Below are 15667 nucleotides of genomic sequence, written 5' to 3'. Positions count from 1 at the left end.
TAAACAATACATAATGCGCGGATCCGATTTTAACGAATTGAAGGCATTCGTGGCCGTGGTGGAGCGCCAGAGTTTTGTGCGCGCGGCGGAGCATCTGGGCCTGTCGCCGTCGGCACTGAGCCAGACCATCCGGCAGCTCGAAGAGCGCATCGGCGCTCGACTTCTGAATCGCACCACGCGCAGCGTCGCGCCCTCGGCCAGTGGAGAGCTGCTTTACAGTCGCGTGGCTCCGCTGTTTCGGGAAATGGCGGCGGCCGTCGCAGAGGCAAGCGAGGCGACAGGAAAAATGAGCGGGACGCTGCGCATCAACACATTGGGGATTGCCGCGAGAACCGTCATTGCGCCTCGGCTGGCGCGCTTTCATCAGGCGAACCCTGGCGTGGTCCTCGACATCGTGGTTGACGATACGCTGGCCGACATCGTGGCGGGCCGCTTCGATGCGGGGATCCGCGTGGGTAACCGGGTCGAGAAGGACATGGTGGCCATCCGCCTGACTCCTGACCTGAAGATGGTTGCCGTGGCTTCTCCGGACTACCTCGCGCGCCGGGGGATACCCAGGTCTCCTGCGGATCTGCATGCGCATACGTGCATCAACTGGCGCCTGCAGACGGACGGCAGGCACTATCGCTGGGAGTTCAAGAAACGAGGCCGGCAAGTCGAGGTCCCGGTGGAGGGGCCCGTCGTGACCAATCATGCTGACATCGGCATTGCGGCAGCGCTGAACGGGCTTGGCATTGCGTATCACTTTGAGCGAGATGGCGTCAATGAACTGCTGGCCCAGGGACGGCTGGTCCAGGTGCTGGCGGACTGGTCTATATCGCGGCCAGGATTGTTTCTCTATTATCCGAACAGGCGGCATCGGCCGGCGCTGCTTGGGGCGTTCATTGATTGTTTGCTGGATCGTTGTACAAACGATTGATAGCGAGCTCGCGGGTCGGTGGCTGGCGCAGACAAGCGACCGAACTGGTTGGGCATGAAGTACTCTGCCTGTCGTATTCCGGCTTGCCTGTACGACCAGAAGAATCCTCAAGGCGAACGGATTACTGATGTGTCCGTCTTCTCCACGGATAAGTAGGTAGTCCAGACACATCGGAAAATTTAACTTTGGGCGAGAGCTGCTCTTGCCAACTATTTAGCTTCTGGATTGATCTTTCGGGAGGCGGATGGTGAATGTCGTCCCCTCGTCCGCGGAAGAGCGTACGCTAACTGATCCGCCATGCGCACTGGCCACCTCGCGAACGATATAGAGCCCAAGCCCCATGCTCCCACCTTGCTTGGCCGGTTCATCGGCCTCGGCCACAAGGCGCACCAGGGGATCGAAAATTGATTGAAGCTTTTCTTCTGGTATTCGGGGGGCCTTGTTACTTATGGATACTATGACTTCATCTTGCGCTGCGGTGATTTCTACGCCGATGGGTTCTTCTGCCAGGCCGTGCTGAACAGCATTGCCGAGTAAATTGGAAATTGCCTGCGCGACGCGTTCTCTATCCCACTTTCCATTCAAGTCACCGGACTTTTTTAACGTTACTTCCCGGTCGGGATGGGAAGTGGAAATTTCTTCAACCACACTTTGTGCGATCTCCCCGATATTGACGGAAGTGAGATGGAGCGGGAGACCGGTTCCCAGATGGGTACGGGTATAGTCCAGCAAATCAGCTACCAGCTTTCCCATGCGCTGGCCGCTGTTGTATATGCGGGCCGCGATCTTGCGGTGCCGATCGTCGATGTCCTCCGCCAGCAGGATAATCTGGGCACCCTGAATTGTCGCGCCGAGTGGATTACGAAGATCATGTCCCAGTATTGCCAGAAAGAGATTTCGCGACTGATCAAGTAACTTCGAATATCTGGCAAGTGATTCGGCAAGGGCTTGATCAATCGCCTCATTAAATCGCGTGATATCGTCCACATTTGTCTCGTTTCCCTCTTTCCACTCTCTAGCCCAGAGCCTCAGCACACTGGAGCGTAAAGCACGATATTCAGAGGCAAGCTGATCCACGCTGAAACCCGACAATAATCTGGCGATGGCGTGGGTCTCGGCGGCAGTGTCGTGGGGAGAATTGGGCGCCCGTCCTTCAGACTTTGCAATCTCTTGTGCCTCAGTCTGTGCCTTGTCCAGATCGTCAGCAATTGCAGCAAGCATCAGCGAAGCATGATTTCGCAATGCTTTCGAATCCATCGTAAGTGCAGGTGGCTGAATCGTCTTTGCAAATCCCTCCCAAGCTTCGAGAATGGGCTCCATACGTGACCGAATGAAGTCGGACAATCGCAAAATTGGTCTTTCGGACATGGTTCTCTTTCTTGAATCGTTTAATGCGAGACCGTTTTGCAAGCTCCGCATTTTGAAGGTCTTTGGCTACGCTGTACGTCAGGAGAAATGTTAGCGGGAAATTCAAAGTGGACTAGCGCATTGTGACGATCGGCGCTCAATTGTCTGTCGGTACTTCATTGTCGTACGTGGCTAGTTACAGGAGGGCTTCGATAGTCGAAAGCAGTAAATTCAATGGACAGGGCTTAATCAGCAAAGCAGAAAAGTATTTTCTTGCGTACCAGGAATTCGCCATAGGGGTGGCACTTAAAAGCACAATGGGTATCGCCGAAAGTCTCTCGTTGGATTTTAGCGTTTTGGCCAACTCCAAACCATCCATCAGAGGCATGCGTAAGTCGGTAAGGATGACATCCACCACTGCAGCGTCGTCCAATAAAAGCCCTATGCCCACAGACCCGTTTGACGCTTCAAGGACGCGGTAGCCTTCGCTTCGCAGCAATTCAGAATAGAGTGCACGGACGTCCGCGTTGTCTTCCACAACAAGAATTGTGCGTGTGCCTGCGGTTCCATTCATATGCGAGTTGGGGATAAATTGTCCGGCAAGAACACCGGCTCCAACCGTGATTGTCGGGCGGGCCCATGCAAAAGGGCATCAGCCATTTTCTCAATAATCAGAGAAATTTTCCTACAGATAAGTAGGACAACCACTCGTGCGGACCCTGGGCAGAGCGGAGGAGATCCTCGCTAAAGGTGGTGGGGGCAGCCGAAAAGAGCCACACATTGTGTGTATTTTGACCGCATCAAGGAGCCCCTGCAGTCTGACTGAATAGCACAGCGGTGGGGCAATAGCACAAAGGCTTCCAAGCGCGAGCTTGGAAACCTTGTAAATGGTGCTGATGCGCGGAATTGAACCGTCGAACTACTGATTAAGAATCACACAATAAATTCTCGCAATTAAAGAAAATTTACAAAAATCACCGAGCATCAATTAACATCTTGCCACTCGGCAAGATGATCAGTATCTGCACGGTCGCTTGTTGCATTTCAATTAACCAAGCCACAGATCGTGAAGAACGTCTATCCAGTTTCCCTCATTACCGCCACCACACTCCTGGTATCCGCATGCGGCAGCGTCCAGCCGTACAAGGAACCCTTGCCGGACCAGGCTAGCGCAACGCTCACCATCGCCTTGGGCAATGAATATGGCGAATCCAGTCTCTCCTATGGCCGTGCCGACGAGGATGGATGCCTGGAATTTCCGACGCTGTACGCGAGCGGCAACGTGCGCGATCTGCAGCAAACGCGGCCTGCGCCCAAGACCTTGAAGATCCCGGCCGGGAGCCCGCAACTCCTGCGGTATTACCGCCAGATCGGCCGCAACGCTTCCGCGCGCGCCTGCACGATCAACCTGCGATTCGAACCCAGGAAGGATGCGCATTATCTGGTGACAAGCGACAAGCGCTACGAAACGGGCAAGAGCAAATCCTGGTGGTCCGGTGAGAAAACGACCAGTACGGAAGTATGCATGGTCTACGTCCTGGAGCTGGACGAGACGGAAGGCCTGAAGCCGGTACCCATCAAGCAGGTTGGCGTGAACCCGACGCGTTTTGGCGTTCCGGGCTGCCCGAAGTAGTAACGAGGTGAAATACAGTCTCTTGCCGCATTGGGGGCAATGCACTCGAAACGAGACGCCGATGTAGAAATAAAGACAGGGGAAAGATTAGATGAAACGCAGAAACCTCATGCAGGCGGCACGCGCAGCCATGCTTGCAAGTATCGCCATGATGGCCTTGCCAGCCACGGCGCAAATGGCAGAACAGACCATGCGCGAGTTCACCGCCTGCAACAGCAGCTTCTTCCGCGTACTCGCGAAGGATGGTGCGGCGAGCCAGGTGTTGCCCGCGCTGGAACGAAAGGACGAACTCGCTTGGATCAAGGTCAAGGATCGCAAGAACGCCCCCGACAACCAGGTCAACTTCGCCGCCCCCGTCACCGTGGGTGACATCAAGCTGCTGGGTTATTTCGATGAGATAACCGACCTCCAGGAATTGGGACGCTATTACTACTGGGGATTCATCGTCGACGGCACCGTTGCAGAGGTCATCGGCAAATTACGGCCGATGGTGAGTAACGCCGATCGCCTCCACCCCGACGGAACAGACTACGCCCGCACGGAGGTGAAGATCGGTAGCTCTGACTGGATCGCCATCAAAACGGGTTCAAGCAGCGTGCCGCAGAAAAACACCATCGAACGCGCATTCATCATCGAAAGAATGGAGAACAACAAGCATGCCACGCGCGTTTCATGTTCGCTGCAAGGTGCAGTGACTGCCGCCGTTCTCAAGACCGAACGGCCCGACGTTGGCTCGGATGATCTGCCACCGCTCTCATCACAAGAGCCAGAGGAGTCGGACCCGCCCGCGAATGTGCTGGCCGCTATTGATGCTGCGGCACCTCAAGCCTCGGTATGGCGCCCGCGTTTCAGCAAGATATCCATGCAACTCTCCTATCACGGGAAAAAGCCCTTCACGATGCTCAAGGAGGTTGAAAACGTGAATGGTCTGCTGCATATCCGCGAACACTACTCCGGCACTTTCTACGTAGACCGAGTCTCCTTTGCCGGCCTGCAGCAGCTGCGCGCCGAGATCTATATCAACAGAGTCGCTGCATCGGGCCGACCAGCTCTGACAACCGACCTGACGCTCACCCTTCCTGCCACTCTGGCTGCGGGCGAGACCTTGACGTTCGAGAGTGTGATGCAAAGTGGCAGCACCCCCAAGCGCGCCCCTGAGGCCAGCAAGCAAACCTGCAAGATCGCACAAACAATATCCGCCTCAGACATCAACGCGACCTTGACTGGATCGGCCGTGCTGCTCGACTGCACGTTCGCCAACGGTAGGCGCACTGAATTCGCCTTCCTGCAAGACCTTGGCGTGGCTATTCAGACCAAGGAGGGAAATGATTCCATGACCTATCCGGAATTCACCATCAGCAAGTAAACGAAAATTCATGCATCGGACGCGACCGTTACATAGAGCGAGTACGGGCGCGAATTCACTTACGGTGGCACCTCAACCTTTTTGTTCTATCGAAAGCAAATCGAGTGATGGGCATAGCGCAAGCGGGAATCGTATTTAGACCGTTAGAACCTTTGGTTGATATCGAATCATTTGTTTCAGGTTTGTTCGGCACCAAGGTCGTACAGATTGAGCATCCCGATATTGGCCAGTTCGACATTCGAAATCCAGGTGATGTCATGGTCCAACGCTTTGAAGACGCATATTTTGTCTGCAATAACGACCTCGTCTGGGATCTCCTCGAATTCCCTCAGACCGACGTTACTCAAACGTATCGTAGACTCGGCTCTCCTCATCTGTTCATGGCCTTCTGTCATTATGATTCCGGTGGCAGCTATGGATACGCCTTCTTTGAAGGCGGTAAAAGAACGCGCTCTCGACTGCAAACCGTTGGTAGTGCACATCGACAGGCACTCATTGAGTACGGCACAGCAAAAGACTTTGAACGTAACTGGCTATCGGCAAACTTCTATCTAGAAGAGGAGGACTGTCCAAGGGAAGAGTGGCAGAAAATATATTTTCAAGGTAATCGAGAGATTGAAGTGCCCGAATACTTCCTTACCAAACGCATTCTGGAAGAAGGTATGGTTGGAAACTTCGGCGTCTGTCCCTGGGACACTAATCTTGAACCAAGCTGCTACTTCTTCAAAGCCATGGAAAAGAAGAGGCATTGGTGGCAGTTTTGGAAAGACTAGTACCGGGCGTAATAGCTAGTCTTGTCTAAGTCGGCAATCGGCCAGAAGTAGACTGGACTAGATTTCCTCGTGGAATTCAACTTTCGTCCAAGTCGTCTTAATTTTTTCTGACTAAATTCCTCTGCAATGAGTATCAGTATTCAGACATTTTTAGGGCCAGAAACGGATGACCTCAATCATCGCTTCATTCAGGCTTTTGCCGACCTGGGCTTCGGTGTCGAACTTCATCCGGAATTTGTTTTAACAGAGTCTCCTCCAGTCGGTGCTCTATATTTGAAAATCACCGGTACCCCCTCACGCATATGCAGACTGGAGCCAGACGTCCCATTGCTGGTCGCGTTTGGTTACGGTGTCTCACCCTCTGGTGGGCGCGGGAAAAAACGGCGCACGCGGCTTGGGGTTGGAAGTCCCTGTAGCTATGTTGCTGGATCCAGAACATCTGCAGGCCGAAGTCCTGCTGCGGGAGTGATGCAGCTTCTGGCGATGGCAATCCTTGCAAAAGAAACCGGCGGATATCTTCGTGCGGATGGTGATGCAGTAAGTGTCAAGGGAGATGCTGCCGTTGAAGTGGCCATGCAAGAGCTTGCTCATTTTGAAGAATTCAATTTCGACGCTTACGCTCATCGGTTTGAATCGTGGCCTCCCTTGGACAACGATTTGCCATTCACATGGCCATCTGAGATCGTGCCGCCTGTCAAGCCGGCTCAGATTCCCGCAGAGGCGAAAAAGAAGAAAATTTCAATTCTGTTCGGATACAAATTTTCATGGTTTCATCTGCCTGGAATACTCCTATTCATCTATTTTGGCGTGGTGACGATTGTTTACTCCTGATGAAGGCTTGATACTATCTCGTGCGTATTGATCTGTTGACTGCTCTCGGTTGAAACCGCTGTCAGAAGCAGACTCTTTCATATCCCAAGAAGCATGAAAAAAATCATTCTGGACTGCGCCACGGTAGAAACAGATGACGACTTCTGGAGCCTTTATTGCAAAGCGGTTCAGCCTGAAGGTTCAAATATCTTTGGGCGGAATTTGGAAGCGTTATGGGATGCGGTGTCTGCTGGCGGCCCAGGCTGGCCTGGACCGTGTCAAATTGAATTAATGAATGTAGATGAGTTCGCAAAGCGAAATCCTCGGCTATATGCAGGGTTGCAACGTATCGCGAAGGACTTGCCGGAAAGTTCTTGTGTGCAGATCGTTCTCACCAAATCATTGATGTGATTTGGTCCGCAGCATTTTGTTGTTCGTAATCGGCCCGAAGCGGTCGTTCAACAAGTCAACGCAATAAGGGCGAAAAGCGAGACGTACATCCCTATGGTCAGCGGCAGCGATGATAAAGTGCGATGCGTTGCATCCGCAATCGGACAATATCTGTGATGGAAAGCACTCAAGTCTGGGAGGATATTGCGATGAAAAATACTGATACCTGTCCAAAATGCTGCTCAAACACGCATGTCCGTAAGAAAACAGTCCTCATTGGTCGAGCGAGTCCAAAGGCCCTATTTTTAGAGGAGCGCGCTGGGTATAAGCGCAAGGATCAACTCGCAGTGGATGAATGCAATCCAGAGAAAATCAGCGATGCACCTCTGCAGCAATTTGTTGAGGGTTATTATTGTTCCGTCTGCGACCTCGGCTTCGTCTCCGACGAGATACGGGCCAAGTAGGATTGCCCGGACTAACTTCGCATTTATTCCGCTATCGGCCGGGAGTTGACATGCAGGCCGCTGGTGAATGTCCGCAAATGAACAACCTCTAAATGTTCGACAGTGCTCTAACCTTTAGAGGCTGGTCGCGTCACAAGCCCGTATTGAGCTTTGTTCGATTGGAAACGCAACTGGAATTCTCTTTCCTTGATGAGTATATTTACTTTAGCGTCCCTCTGCCGCAATCGATGGAAGTGGACAATCTTGCGAGCAAATTAAGTCCTTCCGGCCAAGCGCCTAGGTTGCTTTCCGTATTTAGGTGTCCCTTCGCTCCAACCTCGACGAACTCGCTGCCCCAGGCATTGGCGCATTCTCGGCCGTGTTCCACGCTACCGTAGGGATCGTCGGCGCTGCAGACGACGACTGACGGAAACCTTAAGGGAACCAGAGGTAAAGGTGAGAATCCATGCGCCGAGCTACGCGGAAATGAAGGTGCCGCTGGATCGGGAACTGCGACCAGCAAGGCTCCACCAATCTTCTTCCCCGATTGTTCGGCCCAATGTGCCACCGCTAGACATCCAAGGCTATGTGCAACCAGCAGGGTGTTTGCAGGAGCATTGACAAGTTGTCGTTCCAGGGCAGATACCCAGTCGTCGCATTCTACTTTGTCCCAATTTCCGACTATGAGGCGCCGCCAATCCGGATGCGAGGACTGCCATAAGCTCTGCCAGTGAGAAGGGCCAGAATTGCCAATACCGGGAACCACAAGGACGGAATGATGCATTTGCGCAATCTCCATTGATGAAACAGCGCTCATTGTATTGAGGCCGGAACTAGGGCAACATCGACATTCGAATGAATTGGTGGCATTGAATCAATGAATTAACGAAAGATGATGAACTCGGCAAATGAAATTAAAGCGGAGGCATTAGACCGCCTGGACTGGCGCATCTTAGAGGCGCTTCAACACAATGCGCGCATTAGTAATACTGAGCTGGGAAAGCAGATTGGTTTATCTCAACCGGCCATCACGGCACGCATAAAAAAATTAGAAGACCGAGGTGTTATTGAAGGCTATACGACAAGAATAAATTCCCGCCTGGTGGGCCACAATATCTCCGCAATGGTGCGGATTCGTACCACTCACGCGGAGATCAAACGCTGCTTGGCTGCCTTTGAGGCGATGCCAGAGATTATTGATGCGCACCGCATAACTGGGGAAGATTGCTTCATTGTGCGTGTCGTGGTTCAAGAGATGGCACAGCTGGAAGCTGCTATCGATGTGCTGGCACGGTTTGGGCCAGTTACCACTTCAGTAATTCTGGCAAGTTACCCGTCGAAAGTTATCGTTTCAAGGGCTTGAATCATCTTTGCGATTGAGGTCTGTGGTGAATATGATCCCAGTCAGCAGTAAGTCGTCGCCCATGCCCTTGAAATATCTAATTCTTGGATAGAAATCGGTTTCCAGTATAAGCGGGAAACTCTTGTGTGCTGGTGCTATGGGCGGAATCGAACCATCACGTACAAGCTGCATGCAGATTTTTCCGGACCGGCGCTGACTACACCGCCGATTCGCCAGACCTGAATCAATACCATGTGGATTGCGTCGCCTGTTCCCTCCTCATCGACGTGGCCGGCTGGAGCATGAGTGGTGCACACATCGAGGGCCGCAAAGTGGCGGTGGACTGCATCTCTGGGCGGCGCGCGTCGAGAACGAGACGCCGCATTACACAACCGACTGAAAGCCGCTGCCGCGCGTGAGGTGAGCATGCAAGTGATCGTTTATCAGATGCGCCTTAATGGCGTAGAGATTGCCCGCGAGCTGCTGGGCGATGAGGCGCGCAATATCGGCGAGTTACGCGTGGGAGTCTTCGAGGATGGTGACCGTCGTCGGCCGACCAAAGGTGCCCGGCTGCAGTGGGACAGCGGCGAGGTCATCATGGAGCTGGTGGATGTCCAGGTGGATGCCATCAAGGCGTCTCGCATGGTCATCAAGCGGATCGAGCGACGCCAGACCGAGCGTGGGGTGGTTGAGTTCGCGCAGGCCAGGCTTTGCGTGCAGGCGGGAATGCCGTTGTTGGAGACCTCATGCGAAAGATTTTTCAAGAGCAGCGGTGGTGCTCAACATTAGCGGTTCTATGGCTTAGCTTGTCTCATTTCTTGGGACGCATATAATTCACGTCTGAAGCAGAAGACCGAAAAGTATTCACCTGGCATCCATCAGCTCCACACAGCCACCGCGCAGTGAGCGATTTAACGAATACGTATGTCCACCTCTCAAACTTTTAGCTTCAAGTACCGTGGCTACGACGTTACCGTCATTGGCTATGAAATTGATGGGGGCTGGCGAATGGCGGTTGAGCTGCGTAATGGCTCAGATATTGAACTCATCCGCGATACCGCGACCGTATATCCTGACTTTCAGAGCATGCGAAGTATTGCCATCTGGACGGCACATTTGAAAATCTCACGCATACCAAGTGAGTGATGGCTGCGCTAGTTTAATGAAAGCCGAAGCCCTCGCCATTTTTCTTAATCGAGGAAGAATTCAAATTCTGCTGCTCTTCTATAAAGAGCAAAAAGTCAACGTGCAGCTTCATCGCCGTCAGGAGTCTAGAAACCCTTGGTTCCATTGAGGTGAAGACCGCCGATGAAGGATGTTCTAGATCGTCAAAAGCCGCGCGGATATCGTCAGGCTGTGCGCCCACCGCCTGCATCTCATTTAAGCAGCTTCTTACCTGTCTTCGTATCAAATCACCGACGACTTCCCCTCGTGAAGCTTTTTTTTCTATCTCCTCTATCGACCGCGTATATCGTCCCAGTATTTCCTTTAACAACACCTCAAACATTTGTTCCCCTGTTTATTTTGGCTTGTAATCGCACGACATTCCTATGTCACGTGCGGCTGCGCGAAAGAGGCGATTTTGCGTTCGCGTTGAACGCTTTTTCCAGTTCCTCGACTAAGACACCATGTTCCTATTCAAAAGAAGCCACTATACGAAAGCATAGAGACGTAGACGACGAGCCCTGACCATCCGATTAACAATGCGCATTTCGTCCTTCTCGTCTTCGTGCAGAGCTTCATGCCGTGAAACTGAACGAGAAAAACTAGGGGATAGCTGAGGCTTACTGCGAATAGCCTTGCTTGAAGAGAGTGCGCGAAAATCGATGGAAGCTCGATGATGTTCTCAACGAGGAAAAGCGATGCGGCGCTAGGGCCGGAAAGAAATGCGCAAAAAATAATCGGCACCCCTCAAGCGACAAGCCCCGCTTTGGTACAACGGTCGAGCGTCTTTGTGTTATTCAATTTCTGTCCACGCCAAGGAAATAGTTCAGCTGGTAAGAAATCGAACCTGTTCTTCACAAGCGAACGGCCCCTAGCACCAAACTAAGCCATCGGATGATGCTGGCATAGGAGTAGGGCGGCTATCGGGTTTTTCCTTACACTCGGGCATAAACTATTTTAGTTCTCATATCCCGGGATCTTCCGTGCCGTTAGCCTCGCGCAGCTTGTTCACGTCGTTGACGTTGCTGGCAGTGTCGGTCATGTAGGGGATGAAGCCCGTATATGAGCCGTTGAGGTAGTAGCGTCGGCCGAAGAGCGTGGCCGACTCATTGAGCTAGGCCGATTGTAGCGCGCTCACGTAACTGCGGCACCCCATACTCCTCCAGGTTGATTCTGGGGCCTGCAGGTGCAAGAGACCGTCCTGTTGACGGACCAGTGGAGGACACATGCCACAAATTCCATTCAAGGAGACCACGATGAGAGCGATGAGAAGTTCAGGTGAACGGCTGGGCCATATACTTGGAAAACAGGGGATGCATCTGGTAACCGTGGAATCCTGCACCGCAGGTCTTATTGCCGCCGGACTCGGTGACGTCGAAGGTTGTGCAGCGTGGTTGGAGGGAGCCTTTGTCACCTATACGGTAGAGGCTAAACACTGCATGCTCGGTGTTACACAGGATGAGATCGACACCCATGGATTGACGAGCGAATACGTCGCGGAACGCATGGCGCGTGGTGGTCTGGCAGGTTGCAATGCAAGTTTGGCGATAGCTAATACTGGAGTGGCCGGGCCGGACGATGCGCCCGATGGCACTAAAGCCGGAACAGTGTGCTTTGCTTGGCTGTGGCAGCGCGGTGCCCAGCAGCAGCTCCGAACTTCCACCTGCTTCTTCGACGGCGATCGTCAAGCGGTGCGCCATGCAGCGGCGCTTCACGCGATCAACGAAGCCATTCGCCTTTTAGGGAACGAAGACGAGCGACGCTTGTAAGAGGCTCATCTTCAGATGATCTGGCGAATCCGTCAGCAATTTCGTTCACAGGGTTGCGCCCATCGCCGATAGAGCCTACCGCGTGGACCTCATATGCTTGAACCACGTCGCGCCCGAATCGGTTCGACGGCATGTTCTGAAAACTTCGATTAACCACAAGGAGCTCATGATGGCAAATCAGCAAAATCAAGGTTCGACTAGCAACCGTGGCTTCGCCTCGATGGACGAGAACAAACAACGCGAGATCGCCAGCCAAGGTGGTAAGGCCGCTCACGAAAAGGGAACGGCACACGAGTTCAGCTCGGAAGAAGCCCGCGAAGCAGGTCGCAAGGGCGGCCAGAACAGCCATGGCGGCAACAGCGGCGACAACCGCTGACATGCACGAAACAAATAAGGGTCCTGCGGGACCCTTATTTGATTACCGTCGACATAGCTGTGCGGTGGCGCGGCTCAGTCAGCATGGAACAACTTTACTAAATAATTTACCCACCCCAGCCGACGATTTTTCATTCGTGATGCATCACCCGACCTCAAGGCCAAGAATTAATGAGGGGCAGGAGCAATAATGCAAATTCAATGGGATGACTTGATCAGCTTTAGCGTCTCGCCACTTGAAATCATTATTCGTGGCACGCTTATCTATCTCTTCCTTTTTGTCTTCTTCCGCTTTGTGCTGAGGAGGGACGCTGGCAACGTTGGAGTAGGTGACTTTCTGCTGGTGGTAATTATTGCCGATGCTTCTCAAAACGGTATGAGTGGGGATTCCGATACTGTGCCCGATGCCTTATTGCTGGTGGTCACGCTAATGGCGTGGAACTACCTCATCGATATCGCCAGTTACCACTCCGCAGCGCTTCGAAAAGTCCTTGAGCCTCGTCCGCTCATATTGGTGAAAAACGGGAAGCTAATGCGCCGGAATATGCGCAAAGAGTTCGTGACTACTGAAGAGATAGAAGCTAAGGTGCGCGAAAGTAATGCCACGTCCCTAAATGAGATAGAACTAATGACGATGGAAAGCGACGGCGAAATCAGTGTACTCAAGAGGCGTTAGACACGGATAAGGTGTATGAACCACGGCTATTCGAGAAACCGCATATGCTAGACATGTAACGTGAGTTGCATATGTGGTTGGGACTTAGTCTGGCAAAGATTTATGGAACGCGTCATGACAGAGACCAAAGTAAAGAAATCTTTTACGGATCATGATCTGCGAGCTAAGTGCGCAAGTGATGCTGAGACGCTAGAACAAGCGAGGGGGACTGCTAGCTCACGCGGACAGTCGTACGACCCAGCGAGTATCCCGCCAGCGGCCGGAGGTCGTCCAGCCGCTTAGAGCACAGGGCAGCGCATATAGCACAAAAGGGCTCCAAGCAATCGCTTGGAACCCTTGTGTAATGGTGCTGATGGGCGGAATCGAACCGTCGACCTACTGATTACGAATCTGCGAGGAAAACGAGAAAAATCAGTGGTTTAGGACAATTTTTGCTCCGCAATTCAAAAAGCCAGCGGGCCTCAAGGCTAGTTAGGACGGGGCTCAACTTGCAATTGCGGAGCGGATTTTTCGCTGCTAAATGTGAATGCGGAGCCGTTTCCAACACAGTTTGCGATACCCGCAATCGGTCGCACTGGGGCGATCTCGCTAAGGCTCACCTGCGAACCTATCGACCGACCGGCGGACATCGCGGACTCATATTGCAGATTATATAAACTTAGAAGCTGGGCCTTTGAGGAAATGCCTGAGCTGCCCGTGTGTTTTCTGGGGAAAATCACTACAGCCACTAGGGAAGGCATTACCTAAGATGACCTCATATTAGGAGATCATCATGCTGACTACCTTCCTGCTGACCGTCGTTGTCTCTGCATTGATCACTGTTCTCGTAGCTTCGCTGTGCCCCTAGTTACTTGCAAAGTGACGTGGTGCAATTTGCTGGAGCGTCAGATCTGACGGCATCTGGGCAGCCTGACGGTGAGCATCATGTGTTGAGCCGCCCGCGCATATTGATGAGCTTGATCATGGTTCTCGCTAAGGTTCAGGTTTTCCCTGACTTAAATTGTTCTGTGGTAGGGAATCCCCGGATGTCTGGCGAGCTCTTCAGAAATTAGAGTATCTCCATACCACCGCTGCACAGGGAAGTTCTTGCAAGGGGCGAGGACGGGGCAGCCAAACTAGGAGAAACAAAATGTTCTTCATCAAGAAAAATCGTTTCGTTGCTGCTTCCATTGCTGCTGTCGTACTGGCTTCCAGCGCGCCGGCTTCCTTCGCCGCCACCGCCAGCGGCACGCTGACCATTACCGCCTCGGTGGTCGCAGCCTGCACCGTGGTCGGTTCGGCGATCGCCTTCGGTGCCTACACCCAGACCGTGGTGAACCAGACCGGCACCATCACCGTATTGTGCACCAACGGCACGGCCTACAACGTCGGTCTGGATGCCGGTACCGGCACCGGTGCCAGCGTAAGCAACCGCAAGATGAGTGCAGCCGGCGGCGGCACCCTGAACTATGCGCTGTACCGCGATTCTGCGCGCAGCAACAACTGGGGTTCGACCATCGGCACCGATACCCTGACCGGCACCGGTTCCGGCCTGACTCAGACCCTGACCGTCTACGGCCAGATCCCGGCGGCCCAGACGCCGCTGGCCGGTTCCTACTCGGATACCGTCACCGTGACTCTGACCTACTAGATCGTAAAATCGCGGCACCGAGCCGGATGACGCTTGGCCGCGGATTGAACGTCCCACTAATCGCACGTTGAGCTGTTCCCAAATTATCGGGCACCGGTAGCAACCGGCATGCAGCAGATGTCAAAAATACGCGTATTTAACTTAGGGGAAATAGATGAATGCGCTCAAGAATGCCAAGCTCGGTGAGCCTTGGCACTCGGTTGAGTAGATCTGACGTAAGGCAAATCGCCCGCTTCGCGGGCGATTTTTTTTGAGGAGCTCCTGACTAAGAAATAGCTAAGTGATTTTTGAGTATTGCTCATTCCCCTCTAGCTTCTAGTGGTCAAGTACAAAAAGACCCATGTGGAGCACTTCCCGGCATTTTGAATTTGTGGCTTCTCTTGATGATAATTGGAATCTTAGAGCATCCCCTAGCAGGGATTTGGTTTCGGCTGCGCCGCAGCCATGCTTGTACAAAGCTGCCAATGCATTATTGAGCACAAGTTTTAGAAACATCAAAGTCTGCTCGTTTGCTTGAGCCTGTTCTCCGATACATTTCAGAATCTGAGCGTGCCTATGGGCTGTGCTGTATTTGTCTGGAGTCATTTCTCTTCCTTCTCGATTTGATGCAGCGTAAAAAAGGAAGAGCCATTTGGCCATCAGAGAATTCCTTAGTTATCCCCGCCAGTTTCTTGCTCAAAAAAATGCCCTCGACGCGAATGCGGAGGGCGAGATCCAATTTCAAGGAACTGGAAGAGACATAATCAATATATTGCAATGCAGTATAGGATGCAAGGAGAGTATTGCCAGACGCATTGGCGATGTTCCCGTGCTTCTCATGACCCAAGTGCTCGCTCAGTTCGGTTTCAAGGACTCGGTCTACCACCAGCTTGGTGAGATGCTGCAATAGGCTTTATTCTCCTATCAAGTCCTCTGGATTCTTGTAATTGGCTAGCAATCCAGCCAGACATTCTTCTGGTACGTCGTGTTTCTCTTTACGCATTTTGCCTCCGGACAACGCGATAGTTCCGTGCCAACGGTCCGTTTACGC

At 52.8% G+C, this 15667-nt stretch carries 19 protein-coding genes; 14 read left to right on the top strand and 5 right to left on the bottom strand.

Annotated features, from left to right (window positions below):
- Window positions 1–13: 13 nt before the first annotated feature.
- Complete coding sequence (locus tag MKD49_RS03720; protein ID WP_252695499.1) at window positions 14–919, top strand: LysR family transcriptional regulator; 906 nt, start codon at window positions 14–16, stop codon at window positions 917–919.
- A gap of 213 nt (window positions 920–1132) precedes the next feature.
- Here MKD49_RS03720 and MKD49_RS03715 read toward each other — a convergent pair whose 3' ends face one another.
- Entirely contained in the window at window positions 1133–2287 is a 1155-nt protein-coding gene (locus tag MKD49_RS03715) for a sensor histidine kinase (RefSeq protein ID WP_252695498.1), read from the bottom strand.
- A 175-nt stretch (window positions 2288–2462) separates the two neighbouring features.
- Window positions 2463–2840, bottom strand: a complete 378-nt coding sequence (locus tag MKD49_RS03710; RefSeq protein ID WP_252695497.1) for a response regulator — start codon at window positions 2838–2840, stop codon at window positions 2463–2465.
- A 492-nt stretch (window positions 2841–3332) separates the two neighbouring features.
- On the opposite strand from MKD49_RS03710, the gene MKD49_RS03705 reads away from it, so the two are divergent.
- From MKD49_RS03705 to MKD49_RS03680, 6 genes are all read left to right on the top strand, one after another.
- Window positions 3333–3899 carry a hypothetical protein gene (locus MKD49_RS03705; RefSeq protein WP_252695496.1) on the top strand — a complete coding sequence of 189 codons (567 nt, stop codon included), beginning with the start codon at window positions 3333–3335 and terminating at the stop codon, window positions 3897–3899.
- 91 nt (window positions 3900–3990) lie between these two features.
- Complete coding sequence (locus tag MKD49_RS03700) at window positions 3991–5265, top strand: hypothetical protein (protein ID WP_252695495.1); 1275 nt, start codon at window positions 3991–3993, stop codon at window positions 5263–5265.
- 107 nt (window positions 5266–5372) lie between these two features.
- On the top strand, window positions 5373–6038 hold the full coding sequence (locus MKD49_RS03695) for a hypothetical protein (RefSeq protein ID WP_252695494.1): 666 nt from the start codon (window positions 5373–5375) through the stop codon (window positions 6036–6038).
- Between the two features lie 126 nt (window positions 6039–6164).
- Window positions 6165–6869 (top strand): hypothetical protein, encoded by a 705-nt coding sequence (locus tag MKD49_RS03690; protein ID WP_252695493.1) that lies wholly within the window; start codon window positions 6165–6167, stop codon window positions 6867–6869.
- Window positions 6870–6962: 93 nt separating this feature from the next.
- Window positions 6963–7259 (top strand): barstar family protein, encoded by a 297-nt coding sequence (locus tag MKD49_RS03685; RefSeq protein WP_209567421.1) that lies wholly within the window; start codon window positions 6963–6965, stop codon window positions 7257–7259.
- A 188-nt stretch (window positions 7260–7447) separates the two neighbouring features.
- Entirely contained in the window at window positions 7448–7702 is a 255-nt protein-coding gene (locus MKD49_RS03680) for a hypothetical protein (RefSeq protein WP_252695492.1), read from the top strand.
- Window positions 7703–7901: 199 nt separating this feature from the next.
- Here MKD49_RS03680 and MKD49_RS03675 read toward each other — a convergent pair whose 3' ends face one another.
- On the bottom strand, window positions 7902–8465 hold the full coding sequence (locus MKD49_RS03675; RefSeq protein ID WP_252695761.1) for an alpha/beta hydrolase: 564 nt from the start codon (window positions 8463–8465) through the stop codon (window positions 7902–7904).
- Window positions 8466–8573: 108 nt separating this feature from the next.
- On the opposite strand from MKD49_RS03675, the gene MKD49_RS03670 reads away from it, so the two are divergent.
- The 3 genes from MKD49_RS03670 to MKD49_RS03660 all read left to right on the top strand — a co-directional run bounded on the left by MKD49_RS03670 (window position 8574) and on the right by MKD49_RS03660 (window position 10169).
- Complete coding sequence (locus tag MKD49_RS03670) at window positions 8574–9044, top strand: Lrp/AsnC family transcriptional regulator (protein WP_209567419.1); 471 nt, start codon at window positions 8574–8576, stop codon at window positions 9042–9044.
- Window positions 9045–9449: 405 nt separating this feature from the next.
- On the top strand, window positions 9450–9812 hold the full coding sequence (locus MKD49_RS03665) for a hypothetical protein (protein ID WP_252695491.1): 363 nt from the start codon (window positions 9450–9452) through the stop codon (window positions 9810–9812).
- Between the two features lie 135 nt (window positions 9813–9947).
- Window positions 9948–10169 carry a hypothetical protein gene (locus MKD49_RS03660; protein WP_121043187.1) on the top strand — a complete coding sequence of 74 codons (222 nt, stop codon included), beginning with the start codon at window positions 9948–9950 and terminating at the stop codon, window positions 10167–10169.
- Between the two features lie 13 nt (window positions 10170–10182).
- Here the strand turns inward: MKD49_RS03660 and MKD49_RS03655 are convergent, their stop codons facing one another.
- Window positions 10183–10530, bottom strand: coding sequence for a hypothetical protein (locus MKD49_RS03655; protein ID WP_252695490.1), 348 nt, complete (start codon window positions 10528–10530; stop codon window positions 10183–10185).
- 883 nt (window positions 10531–11413) lie between these two features.
- Between MKD49_RS03655 and MKD49_RS03645 the strand changes: the two genes are divergently transcribed.
- The 4 genes from MKD49_RS03645 to MKD49_RS03630 all read left to right on the top strand — a co-directional run bounded on the left by MKD49_RS03645 (window position 11414) and on the right by MKD49_RS03630 (window position 14637).
- A complete protein-coding gene (locus MKD49_RS03645; protein ID WP_227022754.1) occupies window positions 11414–11956 on the top strand; it encodes a CinA family protein in 543 nt (180 codons plus the stop codon).
- A 97-nt stretch (window positions 11957–12053) separates the two neighbouring features.
- The gene (locus tag MKD49_RS03640) at window positions 12054–12332 is read left to right on the top strand and encodes a general stress protein (protein ID WP_252695489.1); all 279 of its coding nucleotides are present in this window, start codon (window positions 12054–12056) and stop codon (window positions 12330–12332) included.
- A gap of 189 nt (window positions 12333–12521) precedes the next feature.
- Window positions 12522–13007 (top strand): DUF421 domain-containing protein, encoded by a 486-nt coding sequence (locus MKD49_RS03635; protein WP_121043181.1) that lies wholly within the window; start codon window positions 12522–12524, stop codon window positions 13005–13007.
- Window positions 13008–14136: 1129 nt separating this feature from the next.
- Entirely contained in the window at window positions 14137–14637 is a 501-nt protein-coding gene (locus tag MKD49_RS03630) for a spore coat U domain-containing protein (protein WP_252695488.1), read from the top strand.
- A 315-nt stretch (window positions 14638–14952) separates the two neighbouring features.
- On the opposite strand, the gene MKD49_RS03625 is transcribed toward MKD49_RS03630, so the two are convergent.
- Window positions 14953–15276: a hypothetical protein gene (locus MKD49_RS03625; RefSeq protein ID WP_252695775.1), complete on the bottom strand. Its 324-nt coding sequence runs from the start codon at window positions 15274–15276 to the stop codon at window positions 14953–14955.
- Window positions 15277–15667: the final 391 nt, after the last annotated feature.

The organism is Herbaspirillum sp. WGmk3 (genome assembly GCF_023952535.1).
Taxonomy (GTDB): Bacteria; Pseudomonadota; Gammaproteobacteria; order Burkholderiales; family Burkholderiaceae_D; genus Herbaspirillum; species Herbaspirillum huttiense.
The sequence above is the reverse complement of the archived record's forward strand: the minus strand, read 5'-3'. Positions and strand labels throughout refer to the sequence as shown.

Bases quoted from the DNA above. Each gene is read 5' to 3' on its own strand.
- MKD49_RS03665 (WP_252695491.1), top strand. From the start codon at position 9,450: ATGCAAGTGATCGTTTATCAGATGCGCCTTAATGGCGTAGAGATTGCC.
- MKD49_RS03720 (WP_252695499.1), top strand. From the start codon at position 14: ATGCGCGGATCCGATTTTAACGAATTGAAGGCATTCGTGGCCGTGGTG.
- MKD49_RS03660 (WP_121043187.1), top strand. From the start codon at position 9,948: ATGTCCACCTCTCAAACTTTTAGCTTCAAGTACCGTGGCTACGACGTT.
- MKD49_RS03680 (WP_252695492.1), top strand. From the start codon at position 7,448: ATGAAAAATACTGATACCTGTCCAAAATGCTGCTCAAACACGCATGTC.
- MKD49_RS03655 (WP_252695490.1), bottom strand. From the start codon at position 10,530: ATGTTTGAGGTGTTGTTAAAGGAAATACTGGGACGATATACGCGGTCG.
- MKD49_RS03710 (WP_252695497.1), bottom strand. From the start codon at position 2,840: ATGAATGGAACCGCAGGCACACGCACAATTCTTGTTGTGGAAGACAAC.
- MKD49_RS03690 (WP_252695493.1), top strand. From the start codon at position 6,165: ATGAGTATCAGTATTCAGACATTTTTAGGGCCAGAAACGGATGACCTC.
- MKD49_RS03700 (WP_252695495.1), top strand. From the start codon at position 3,991: ATGAAACGCAGAAACCTCATGCAGGCGGCACGCGCAGCCATGCTTGCA.
- MKD49_RS03625 (WP_252695775.1), bottom strand. From the start codon at position 15,276: ATGGCCAAATGGCTCTTCCTTTTTTACGCTGCATCAAATCGAGAAGGA.
- MKD49_RS03715 (WP_252695498.1), bottom strand. From the start codon at position 2,287: ATGTCCGAAAGACCAATTTTGCGATTGTCCGACTTCATTCGGTCACGT.
- MKD49_RS03635 (WP_121043181.1), top strand. From the start codon at position 12,522: ATGCAAATTCAATGGGATGACTTGATCAGCTTTAGCGTCTCGCCACTT.
- MKD49_RS03675 (WP_252695761.1), bottom strand. From the start codon at position 8,465: ATGCATCATTCCGTCCTTGTGGTTCCCGGTATTGGCAATTCTGGCCCT.
- MKD49_RS03685 (WP_209567421.1), top strand. From the start codon at position 6,963: ATGAAAAAAATCATTCTGGACTGCGCCACGGTAGAAACAGATGACGAC.
- MKD49_RS03670 (WP_209567419.1), top strand. From the start codon at position 8,574: ATGATGAACTCGGCAAATGAAATTAAAGCGGAGGCATTAGACCGCCTG.
- MKD49_RS03695 (WP_252695494.1), top strand. From the start codon at position 5,373: ATGGGCATAGCGCAAGCGGGAATCGTATTTAGACCGTTAGAACCTTTG.
- MKD49_RS03630 (WP_252695488.1), top strand. From the start codon at position 14,137: ATGTTCTTCATCAAGAAAAATCGTTTCGTTGCTGCTTCCATTGCTGCT.
- MKD49_RS03645 (WP_227022754.1), top strand. From the start codon at position 11,414: ATGCCACAAATTCCATTCAAGGAGACCACGATGAGAGCGATGAGAAGT.